The organism is Paenibacillus assamensis DSM 18201 (genome assembly GCF_000422445.1).
GTDB lineage: Bacteria > Bacillota > Bacilli > Paenibacillales > Paenibacillaceae > Paenibacillus_B > Paenibacillus_B assamensis.
In genome coordinates this window covers 55,262-66,576 of sequence record NZ_AULU01000021.1, presented here as the reverse complement: position 1 = coordinate 66,576, position 11,315 = coordinate 55,262, and the positions used below count along the sequence as shown (strand labels likewise).

Here is an 11,315-nt window from a genome sequence, read left to right as displayed (position 1 = left end):
TGATCTGGACCCTTTGTCAAGGACACATTCAAAAGAAAGAGCTTATGGGTTTTAAACTGCGGACAAAAGATGATTTCTGTACTGTACAGGAGTCATCTTTTTTCGTCCCCATTGATATCTGTGGTTGTTGTAATAGCGAATGTACCGATCTACATCTTGCTTAAGACTTTCAAAGGTCAGGCAGGCTCTGTGGTCGACATGATCCTTAAGATGACCAAAGAAGGATTCCTGAGGGGCATTATCCCAGCAGTTTCCTCGTCTAGACATGGATTGCCCCAACTTGTGCTTCTTTAGAAGCTTTTGGAAGGTGGGGCTTGTATAGTGGCTGCCCTGATCGGAGTGGATAAAGGCGCCTTTAGGCAGTTTGATTCGTTTTTGTTGCATGAACTTCTCTATGGTATCAGTAGCTAAGTCAAGTGTAATTCGGTCAGATAGATGATGTGCCAGGGCCTCGCCTGTAGAAGCATCCAATATGGTTGACAAATAGGCCATCTCCGACCGACCGTAAGGCAGATAAGTGATGTCCGTTAGAAGCGCAAGGCCCGGGATTTCTTTCCTGAAATCTCGCTGTAAAAGGTTAGGTAGCGTCCGGTGTTCAAGCGTTGCCTTAGCTATTCGTTTATATGGGTTTGGCTTTCGGTGAGGGCAGACTAATCCAAATTTCTTCATCAATTTGCGGATTCGCTTCAGGTTGTACACAATACCAAACTCGTGTTCCAGGATCATTTTAATGGAGCGTGAACCCTTCTTGAAGCCTCGACGAGCAAAGGCCTTTTTGATCCAGGTACCGGCCTCCTCGTCTTCTCTAGCTCGTTGCAGGCGTGTATCCGCAGCCTGAAGATAACGATAGTATCCGGAGCGAGAGACCTCTAGCAGCTCGCAGAAATACCGAGTCATTCGTCCCAATCCTTGCTTTACGGCTTCATGGATCAGTTCGAATTTATGACTTATGCTTAGATTGCTTTTCTCTAGTACTAGCCTCCTTTCGTTCTTGTCGAACTTTTTTAACAGTTCAAGCTGTGATTCGAGAAGCTTGATTTTTGCCTCTTGTTTGGCAATCACTTCGGCAGCAGTCAGTTCCCTCTGTAACGGACGACCCGAGGAACCTTTCCTTGAGTCGGTGAGCCCGATAATCCCATCCCTTTCATAAGCCTTCTTCCAGCGATCTGCGCATTGTTCGACACGAGTCATTCCTAGGGTGCTGACATCGAATCCACTCGCCTCAAAGATCTCCCTAGGCGTTTTCCCGAGCATGTATTGTTCAATGAAGAGCCGTTTAAATTCATCTGTGTAGGCAATGGATTTTTCACTAACTCTAGCGATATATCTGTTGTTTGATAAAACTTCGCGTTGTCCCTCATTAAAATATTTCTTGCTCATGTCATCCCCCCCGTTACTCTTCCAGTATACGAAAAAGTACCCATAGCCCAAACACCTTTTTTTCAAAGTGTCCAGTCTATGGGTACCAGTTTACACTACGGGTCTTTCTTTTTATTTATGTAGAAAATAGGTCGTTGCAGGAGGGTGTTATAATAGAAATATTACCTTTACAGACACAGTAATATGTCTTATTATGCTATTATAGAGGTGATGGAATGAGCGAGAACAAGATCACATCCGATCTGCTGCGCGGACACACAGATACGATGATTTTACGACTACTGTCCGAAGCTGATCGATACGGTTATGAGATCGTCAAGCTAATTGCCGAGCGTTCAGGCGGCAATTATGAATTAAAGGAAGCTACAATGTACTCCAGCGTCCGGCGGCTGGAAGCCGAAGGGGATATTGAATGGTACTGGGGCGATGAATCACAGGGCGGAAGGCGCAAATATTTTAGGATTACCGCTAAGGGAAAAGATACATACGCCCGTAACATAAGCAATTGGGAATATGCAAAGCGCGTATTAAAAAACTTGTTATAAAGGGGAGTTAGCGTAATGAGTCAGAGATTGACGGAGTATTTGAATGGCATTTTTGCGCCATACAGCGAGGTGAATAGCGTCTCCGAATTAAAGGCCGACCTACTCTACGATTTACAGGAGCGGTATCGTGAACTAATAGCTGAGGGTAAAGACGATGAAACGGCATTCAAGATGAGCATTGATAGTATCGGTGACATCGAGCAAACGATCTTGGAGGTATCGAACCTCTCTCGCCCACAGGAGCGGCAAGTACCAATAAACCTACATGCGATGGATCTGCAAGAAAGTGACTTCGCTGGCGTCATTTTACACAAGGGGAAGTTCAAAGTAAACTCTTTGCGCGGAGCAGACTTTACTAAAGCAGATTTGACAGGAAGCTCGTTCGCAACGAGCGATGCGGGTGGAGCCATTTTTGATAGCGCGAATCTGACGGACTGCAACCTTTCCACCATGGACCTGACAAATGCGAGCTTCAATAAAACAATCCTTGTTCGTACTCGATTCAGCACATCCGGGCTGGACGGAGCAACTTTCAAAGACGTAAAACTGACCGACGTCACTCTTGTCAAGAGCGATCTTAGAAAAGTAAACTTTGAGAACTGCATCTTTAACGGCGTTGATTTTAAGCATTGCGATCTGCGGGGAAATCAATTCGATGGGCAAACGTTTATCGGTGTCAAGTTTAACAAGTCTGCACTGAACGAGGTTTCATTTAAGGGAGCGACACTAAAGAATGTGTCATTCCGACTTCCATTTTCTGTGACAAACAAATCTTACCTTGATTTTAAAACCGTCTGCTTTGACGGCGCGACGATGGATAAGCTGACCTATGCTGCGCTTAAAGGCTTGTGGGTTGTCGATTTGTCAAAAGTTACGGTCATGTAAGAGAGAAAATTCGAAGATTATTTATTGTAGAAATTGAAAATCAAGTCGGGAATAGCAAGCCGATTTCGTATCATACGGAATCGGCTTTTGTACATTTTTATAGGTAAAGCGTCCTTTATCAGTTGATTCAATATTCCTATCTTTTTAATTTTGTACAAATTTAAATGTACTTTATACCAAAAAAAGGTTATATATAGAGGGTAATATAACAATTATATACAGAGGTGACCGTATTGATAAAATCTAGTAAAGTTAGACGATTATTACTAATGACCTTATTATCAGTAACCTTGCTTCCCGTGACAAGTTATTCGTTAGCGGACAATCAGCCAGCAGGTGGAGCGCCTAGAGTAACAGATGTAGTATATGAAGCCGCGGTAAAAACTGGGGTAGTTAATGTGTCGACTTCTGCTCAGTTGGAGAGCGCTATTGCCCAAGCAACTGCTGGGACAACCATTGTGTTGGCAGACGGCACCTATACTGGAAGCAAAGCACTGCAAATCAGTGGTAAGCATGGCACGAAAAATAGTCCGATTACGATTAAAGCCGCCAACCGTGGACAAGCGATTATTGCTGGTGCTGAAGTACTACAAATTGTTCGTTCCTCGCACATAGTTGTTGAGGGGCTCAAGTTTACGAACACGGGAACTGCCACCCGCAGTATTGTGGTTCAGCTTGATGGCTCGAACCATGTCCGTGTGACGCGCAATACGTTCTCCGTTCCTGCAACTGGAAAACAGTTGATATGGCTGGAGGTCAAGGGTAAAGGTAGTTCCGACAATCGGATTGATCGTAACGATTTCGACGGAAAAAGCGATTCTGGTCCAGTAATTGCTTATAGCGGATATAATAGTGGACAAATTAAAGAAATTTCTCAGCGTGACGTGATTGAATATAACCATTTCCACAACACTTCGTCTACTACAGATAACGGCAATGAAGTGATTCGTCTTGGAATATCGAAGATTTCTTTAACCTCTGGTCATATTAAAGTTCAATACAATTTATTCGAGAACTGTGACGGCGATAAGGAAGTCGTGTCTGTAAAAACAGGTGACAATGAAGTTAGGTACAACACTTTCCGAAATAACAGTGGCGCATTAACAGCCAGACATGGTCATAATAATAAGTTCTACGGGAATTTCTTCTTTGGAGATGGTAAGAAAAAGGTGTTTGGCATTCGAGTATATGGAAACGACCATAAAATTTATAACAATTATTTTCAAGGTATAACAAGTCAGGCGATATTTTTGGATAGTGGCGATTATGACGGAGGTACAGACGGTAAGGCACCGAATCATACAGAAGATGATTTAAAGAAACAATGGCGAGTGTATCGTGCCACTGTCGTAAATAACACCATCGTTAACAGTACAGTCGGCATTACGGTCGGTTCAACGAAAAAATACGCTCCAAATGGGAGCTGGATAGCCAACAATATCGTCGCTAACCAGACGGGCATCTTATATAATGAGATTAGCAGCACAAATACCGTTTTTAAGGGTAACATCGGCTTTGGAAGTACATTGAACAATACTTCGCGCGGACCTTCAGAAATAGCATCTATAAATCCAGCTTTCACTGAATCTGGAGGCTTGCAAAAATTATCTGCCAATAGTCCAGCTATCAATAAAGCAGTAAGTGACATCCAGCTTGAAAATAGAGTGAAAGTAGAAGAGGATATGGATGGTCAGCTACGCTCACAAACCGATGTGGGAGCTGATGAATTTTCAAATGCGGCTATAAGCCGTAAACCGCTTACAATGAATGATGTGGGTCCAAACGCACCGGAATGAAGAAAGAAGCAATGATTGTATCATAGGTATCCAAATATCGAACCGTTCCCCTAATTAGAGGTGGAACGGTTTTTTACGAGAATTAGCACCTAGGGCATGGATGTGCCATTTTCAACGGACAATTAGCAGCATTTGAAAGGGGAGAAGACTTGCAGCAACACGCATGAGCAAATCAATCAATAGTCCCATTGAGAGATGTGATGTTTTTCACAGAGTTGTCAGAAAGAGGTGTCGCTTTCTTGAACATTTAGGGTCAAAGATGTGTCACGGATTGAATTGCTTCGTAACAAAGATATACTAATTTTAGCTATTAGGTCTCGTCTAGTACATTGACTGCATTCCGTGTTAGTTCATACAGGTACATCAAATCCCGCTTCAATTCGTAACGAATGGGGTAAGACTCAATAAGCGTATGGCAAACATCATACATCTTATTTTGTGAAAAAAATCCCATATTACATACCAAGTTCGCACAGCTTTTATTTAGAGGAATTCTTAGTAAATGAAAACGAACATGTAAGGGTGTTGTTGAGCCTAATCGAACTAGATATGGAATAAAGCCTAACGGCTTAGAGATCTAAAACTGAGTATCCATTTCTAACGAAAATGGAGCAGAAATTTGAAAGGTGGCAGTATAGAATGGCAATTGATACGGTGATGTGGAGCAAGCTGGTGACAGGAATGACGTTAGCATTTCACGTTATTTTTGCGACGCTTGGCGTCGGTGTACCATTAATGATCGCAATTGCAGAGTTTATTGGGATTCGCAAGAAAGATCCCCATTACACACTGATGGCAAAGAGATGGACACGTGGATTTATTATTTCTGTTGCGGTTGGTGTCGTGACTGGTACGGCGATTTCACTGCAATTGGCTCTAGTATGGCCGAATTTCATGAAAATGGCAGGGAATGTCATTGCACTCCCGTTATTCTTGGAAGTATTCGCGTTCTTCTTTGAAGCCATCTTCCTCGGTATTTATTTGTATACGTGGGATCGGTTCAAAAATCCATATATCCATTGGCTGCTTACAATCCCGATTGTGATCGGGGCATGTATGTCTGCTGTATTTATTACGACGGTAAACGGATTTATGAATCAGCCTGGAGGCTTTGTCATGGAAGCAGGTCAATTCACAGCGGTTGACCCAGTGCAAGCAATGATGAATACTGCAACGTTCTCCAAGGTGTTCCATGTATTAAGCTCGGCTTATTTGACAGGGGCTGCTCTGTTAGCTGGAATTGCAGCCTTTACGATGCTGAGAAAAGGTGTGTCCGCCTACCATAAAAAAGCCCTCAATCTGATGATGGTGCTTGTGTTGATGTTCGGTTTGCTCAACACGTTAGCAGGCGATGTGTCCGCCAAGTTTTTAGCAGAGCATCAGCCAGAGAAGCTTGCGGCGGCAGAGTGGCATTTTGAGACTGAAAAAGGCGCCGATTTGATATTAATGGGTTGGCTTAATGCACAGCATGAAATAATAGGGGCCCTGCACTTGCCGAAACTGCTCAGCTTCCTAGCCTTCGGTGATTTTAACGCAGAGGTAATCGGACTAGAGGAATTCCCTAAGGATGAATGGCCGCCGCTGCTCGTTCACTACCTGTTTGATTTGATGGCTGGAATCGGATTTGCCCTGCTCGTTATTGCGCTTATCTACTTCCTTTTTGTGTTCTGGAAAAAACGCAATGAACTTAACAAGTGGATGCTTCGTCTCATTGCACTATGCGCGCCACTCGCATTTTTGGGTGTTGAACTGGGCTGGTTCTATGCAGAAATTGGGCGGCAACCGTGGATTATCCGAGGATATATGCGTGTAGAGGAAGCTGCGACTACATCACCGAGCATTCGAATTTTATTTTTCGTCTTCTTGCTTCTTTACATCGTACTCGGCACTATGTGTGTGGTTGTACTCAGACGCTTGTTCAACAATAATCCACCAGAAGTTGAGATGGAGAATTGGATGAAGGAGAAGCGCAATCAATCTATTGAAAAGGGTGAGTCCACACGATGAGTTACGAGCTAATTGGCATCTCGGTGCTCTGGCTGTTCTTATATGGCTACCTAATTGTAGCCTCCATTGATTTCGGGGCGGGTTTCTTCGCCTTTTATGCACGCTGGACGAAGCAGGATCACTTGATTAATCGTCTCATTTCCCGTTATTTATCTCCCGTTTGGGAAATCACAAATGTATTTTTTGTTTTCTTCTATATTGGCATCGTTGGATTTTTTCCGGATACGGCCTATTACTATGGCAACGCACTGATTGTTCCGGGGAGCATTGCCGTTATATTGCTCGCGATTCGCGGTTCATTCTATGCTTTTGAAAATTACGGTTCTAAGAAAAACATTGTATTTCTCTTTTTATACGGAGCAACTGGTTTGCTTATTCCAGCTTCGTTGTCAGTGGCGTTAACGTTGTCTGAAGGCGGCTTTATCGTGAAGCAGGGTGAGACGATTTCTCTGGATTATTGGGCGCTGTTTACTAATCCGTTATCGTGGAGCATTGTTGGACTGGCAATTGTATCTGTGTTGTTTATTAGCAGCTCATTCCTAGCCTTTTACGCTTCTCGTGCAGAGGATCATGCCGCGTTGAAACTAATTCGGGGCTATGCTCTGTTCTGGAGCACACCGACGATAATTATCGCATTGACTGCCTTTATTTATTTGGGACAACACAACGAGCGGCATTTTCAAAATATGATGGATCTTTGGTGGTTGCTCGCGCTTTCCGTTGCGTTCTTCATGATTGCGATGTGGCTGCTTTATAACGGACGCCGTTACGGATTAGCTTTTATATGTGTCATGCTGCAATTTTTCTCTGCCTTTTTCGCATACGGGATTGGGCAATACCCTTATATTCTTGATCCGTATATCACGGTTCAGAGCAGCGCAACTTCACCTGCGATGGGCATCGCGCTAGTTGTCGTGTTTATTGGTGGCCTGTGCATGTTAATTCCATCCTTGCTACTGGTCTTCAAACTTTTCTTGTTTGACGCGGATTATGTAAAAGGAAAGAAATAAAGGTAATTGGTCTTATATAAAGGAGGAGAGATCTGTGAAGAGGAAATCCAGTTTGATTGCTCAGCAAATGTCTTCACAACGGAGAAATATGGCTCTCCTCACGGTCATTTCGCTCGCGCTTGGTGCGGCTATTGTTAGTCAGGCCGCACTACTCGCGGAAGCCGTTCAGCGGATTTTTGTGGAGAAAGCTTCATTAACATCGCTCATTATGCTGCTTAGTTTACTGCTAGCAGTTATGGCAGCACGCACATTGCTGTCATATGGAAACGGTAAAGTTGGCTTGCAAATGGCTGCCACTGCCAAGATAAATATGCGAGCAGCGGTGCTGCAAAGTTTAACCCATGCTTCCATGCCTTCAACTCTTCGCGGACAGACAGGAGGGAAGGTCAGTATTGCGTTGGATGCTGTAGATGAGGCTGACAGTTACTTCAGTCTGTACATGCCGCGTATGATGGAAGCTGCTATCATCCCGATTCTGATCTTGGTCGTTACCTTTGTGCTGCATGCCAATACAGGCTTCATTATGTTGTTTACAGCTCCGTTTATTCCCATATTCATGATCTTGGTAGGGCTAAAAACAAAAAATAAATCAGAAGAAAAATATGCGGAACTGGCCCAGTTTTCAGGTACGTTTCTGGATTCGCTTCAAGGGCTAGTTACGTTGAAAATATTTGGACGGGCTGAGCGTCAGCAGAAAGAGATTGAACGCAGCAGCTTGAGTTACCGTGATGCGACGATGGGGATTTTGAAGCTTGCTTTTACGAATACTTTCATGCTGGAATCAATCGTGATGTTAAGCATCGGTATTGTTGCTCTCGAATTGGCAATCCAACTGCTCGTGTTCAAATCGATGACGTTCCACATTGCCTTTCTCGTCCTACTGCTCGTACCTGAGTTTTACAGCCAATTAAAAAATATGGGGACAGCTTTTCACAGTGGTCGAACAAGTATGGGAGCGATTCGCAAGGTGGAACAAATGCTTGCTGAAACAGGAGGGAAAAGCAACAACTTGAATGGCAAGCAAGACGTAGATATAGAAGTAGGCGCATCCAGCAATAGCAGCAATGAAATGGAACAGGTAGATAAGTCCCTGAAAGCTCATGCAGTGCTACTACCCATGCCACCATCTATTGAACTGGATCATGTCCGCTTTCAATATGCGCCTGATTCATTTGAGCTTGAGGCAGGATCGATCTCTCTTGGGGCAGGAGAACAAATTGCCATTGTTGGAAAAAGCGGTTCCGGTAAAACAACTTTACTGCATCTCATTGCTGGTTTACTGAAACCCGCATCAGGGAATGTTCGAGTAAATGGAATCCCTCTTTCACAATACGATGAACCAGCATGGTTCAAACAGGTCAGCTACATTACCCAGCACCCCTATATTTTTGCAGGCACATTTGCTGAAAATATTTCGATTGGTGCTGAACGTAACGTCTCAAGAGATGAAATTGAGCAGGCAGCGAAGGATGCAGGACTTGGTGAACTTGTTGCTCAATTGGAGCAGGGATTGGATACATTTGTTGGTGAAGGAGGCAGAGGACTGTCTGGTGGAGAAAAGCAGCGGCTTGCTTTGGCACGTGCTTTCTTAAAGCGACCTGCGATCATCTTGTTTGATGAACCAACAGTGGGACTGGATTTGCATACCGAGCGAGTACTTCAACATTCCATTGCCGAACTTGCAAAAACAGCTACGATGATTACGGTCGCTCACCGATTATATACGATTCAACATGCCGATCACATTTTATTTATGGACAATGGAGTGCTAGTGGATTCAGGACGACATGACGAACTTCTAGAGCGCCTACCTCAGTATGCTGAAATGGTTGATGTCCAACGAAAAGGGGGAGGGGATTAGCATGAATGAGCTGGCTGTTCTGTCAAAGGCTATGTTTCAGGAGCGTAAAGATATCGTCCTTTCCATTTTGGGCGGATTTATCGCCGGCATAGCTGGTGTGATACTCTTTTCCACTAGCGGGTATTTGATCTCGCAAACGGTATTTGCGCCACCGCTTTACACACTAATCGTGCTCACATCGCTAGTTAAACTGCTTGGTCTGCTTCGGGCAGCAAGTCGTTATGGAGAACGCTTATATTCTCATCGGGCTACATTCTCCATACTTAGCCGTTTGCGTACCTCTTTTTTTGCCAAGCTTATTCCAATCACGCCGGGGATATTTAACAAACATCGAAGTGGTGATCTGCTTGCACGGATCGTTGGGGATGTAGAAAGCTTGCAGCATTATTTTTTGAGAGTCGCATATCCACCAATCATTGTCGTCATGGTATTTTTGGCTACAATTCTGTTTACTTCGGCTTTTTCGTTCTGGATTGCATGCTTGTTTGTGCTAGGCATGATAGCAACGGTACTAGTTGTGCCGGGAATTGTTTTGTTAGGTCAACGGAAAATACATGGACGAGTTCGAGAGCAACGGGCATTACTTTCTACGGAAGTAACCGAAGTATTATATGGTTTCCGAGATTTGAAAGTATACGGGCAATTGGCACAGCGTGAGCAGCAGCTTCAGCAAGCCTCAGCTCTTCTGGCAAATGAACAGCAACGAGCAGCCGCACACTTGCTGCGCGGGCAATCGATGCATGCTTTTGTTACGTTTCTCATTTCCTGGGCTGTGCTGGCTCTTGGCGCCTATTTAATTATAGATGGGGCACTTGCAGGTGTATTTCTTGCCATGTTAGTCATGGCCGCACTAACCGTATTCGAAGAAGCGACTGCAATGGCGACATTACCCGCGTATAAGCAAGATAGTGAACACGCAGCTAATCGACTGACGGAAACGGTGCCGGCCTTTGATGTGCAGACTTCACAGCCAAGCGGAAGGATGCCTGTTGCTCATGCCGCTTCGATCGAGCTATCTGGTGTTACGTTTCAATATGAAGGGGAGTGGAGACCCGCGCTCCGAGATTTGTCCCTGCATATTTCACCTGGCTCCAACACGGCGATAGTTGGACCGAGCGGGTCAGGAAAATCAACGATTATCGATTTGCTGCTCCAGCTGCGTACACCAACGGCTGGCGATATACGATTCAACGATGTTTCGGTGAAGGAACTGGATGAAACGAGTATATGGAGTTCGGCTAATGTAGTACTGCAGCAAAGTCATTTCTTCAGAGGAACGATCCGTGACAACCTGCTGTTAAATGGAGAAGAACATGCTGACGAACAATTGATGGATGTGTTGGATAAAGTACAGCTATCGAATAAATCGTTGACTGATATGGTGTATGAAAAAGGGGAGAACCTGTCAGACGGCGAGAAGCAGCGGCTGGCTCTTGCGCGGGCGATGCTCCGCAAAGGACGATTATGGTTGTTGGACGAACCTACTTCATCGCTGGATTATGTGACGGAGCAGCACGTTTTAAAGCACCTTTACGCACAAGCGGCTAATGACACGCTGCTATTGATTTGTCATCGCCTTACCGGATTAGAAGAGATGGATCAAATTTTGGTCATGGACCAAGGCAAAGTCGTTGAAACAGGTTCCTATTCGGAGTTAATGAAGAAAAAAGGCTATTTTTATGAGATGAAGAAAATCGAACAGCAAATGATCGGAGAAGATGGGCTGTAAAAGATGGTAAAGACTTAACTGTGTAATTGTTAAGTCTTATAGCTCTTGTCCAAATTAGATGGCTAAGAAACCCTGTCCTTTTTCAAAGGTCACAGGGTTTCT

At 44.3% G+C, this 11,315-nt stretch carries 8 protein-coding genes; 7 read left to right on the top strand and 1 reads right to left on the bottom strand.

Annotated elements, in window-relative coordinates:
- Positions 1 to 51 precede the first annotated feature (51 nt).
- The gene (locus H580_RS0112510; RefSeq protein ID WP_028593456.1) at positions 52 to 1,380 is read right to left on the bottom strand and encodes an IS3 family transposase; all 1,329 of its coding nucleotides are present in this window, start codon (positions 1,378 to 1,380) and stop codon (positions 52 to 54) included.
- 215 nt (positions 1,381 to 1,595) lie between these two features.
- Between H580_RS0112510 and H580_RS0112505 the strand changes: the two genes are divergently transcribed.
- The 7 genes from H580_RS0112505 to cydC all read left to right on the top strand — a co-directional run bounded on the left by H580_RS0112505 (position 1,596) and on the right by cydC (position 11,213).
- A complete protein-coding gene (locus H580_RS0112505; RefSeq protein ID WP_028595093.1) occupies positions 1,596 to 1,925 on the top strand; it encodes a PadR family transcriptional regulator in 330 nt (109 codons plus the stop codon).
- A gap of 15 nt (positions 1,926 to 1,940) precedes the next feature.
- Positions 1,941 to 2,810, top strand: coding sequence for a pentapeptide repeat-containing protein (locus tag H580_RS0112500; RefSeq protein WP_028595092.1), 870 nt, complete (start codon positions 1,941 to 1,943; stop codon positions 2,808 to 2,810).
- Between the two features lie 233 nt (positions 2,811 to 3,043).
- Complete coding sequence (locus H580_RS24160) at positions 3,044 to 4,606, top strand: polysaccharide lyase 6 family protein (protein WP_036605178.1); 1,563 nt, start codon at positions 3,044 to 3,046, stop codon at positions 4,604 to 4,606.
- 639 nt (positions 4,607 to 5,245) lie between these two features.
- Positions 5,246 to 6,613 (top strand): cytochrome ubiquinol oxidase subunit I, encoded by a 1,368-nt coding sequence (locus H580_RS0112490; protein WP_028595091.1) that lies wholly within the window; start codon positions 5,246 to 5,248, stop codon positions 6,611 to 6,613.
- Positions 6,610 to 7,623 (top strand): cytochrome d ubiquinol oxidase subunit II, encoded by a 1,014-nt coding sequence (locus H580_RS0112485; RefSeq protein WP_028595090.1) that lies wholly within the window; start codon positions 6,610 to 6,612, stop codon positions 7,621 to 7,623. Before H580_RS0112490 ends, H580_RS0112485 begins: the two co-directional genes overlap by 4 nt.
- Before the next feature lie 34 nt (positions 7,624 to 7,657).
- On the top strand, positions 7,658 to 9,484 hold the full coding sequence (cydD, locus tag H580_RS0112480; RefSeq protein ID WP_028595089.1) for a thiol reductant ABC exporter subunit CydD: 1,827 nt from the start codon (positions 7,658 to 7,660) through the stop codon (positions 9,482 to 9,484).
- A 1-nt stretch (position 9,485) separates the two neighbouring features.
- Positions 9,486 to 11,213: a thiol reductant ABC exporter subunit CydC gene (cydC, locus tag H580_RS0112475; protein ID WP_028595088.1), complete on the top strand. Its 1,728-nt coding sequence runs from the start codon at positions 9,486 to 9,488 to the stop codon at positions 11,211 to 11,213.
- The last annotated feature ends 102 nt before the right edge of the window (positions 11,214 to 11,315 follow it).

Excerpts from the sequence above, each read along its gene's own strand:
- H580_RS0112510 (WP_028593456.1), bottom strand. The coding sequence starts at position 1,380 with ATGAGCAAGAAATATTTTAATGAGGGACAACGCGAAGTTTTATCAAAC.
- H580_RS0112505 (WP_028595093.1), top strand. The coding sequence starts at position 1,596 with ATGAGCGAGAACAAGATCACATCCGATCTGCTGCGCGGACACACAGAT.
- H580_RS0112500 (WP_028595092.1), top strand. The coding sequence starts at position 1,941 with ATGAGTCAGAGATTGACGGAGTATTTGAATGGCATTTTTGCGCCATAC.
- H580_RS0112490 (WP_028595091.1), top strand. The coding sequence starts at position 5,246 with ATGGCAATTGATACGGTGATGTGGAGCAAGCTGGTGACAGGAATGACG.
- H580_RS0112485 (WP_028595090.1), top strand. The coding sequence starts at position 6,610 with ATGAGTTACGAGCTAATTGGCATCTCGGTGCTCTGGCTGTTCTTATAT.
- cydC (WP_028595088.1), top strand. The coding sequence starts at position 9,486 with ATGAATGAGCTGGCTGTTCTGTCAAAGGCTATGTTTCAGGAGCGTAAA.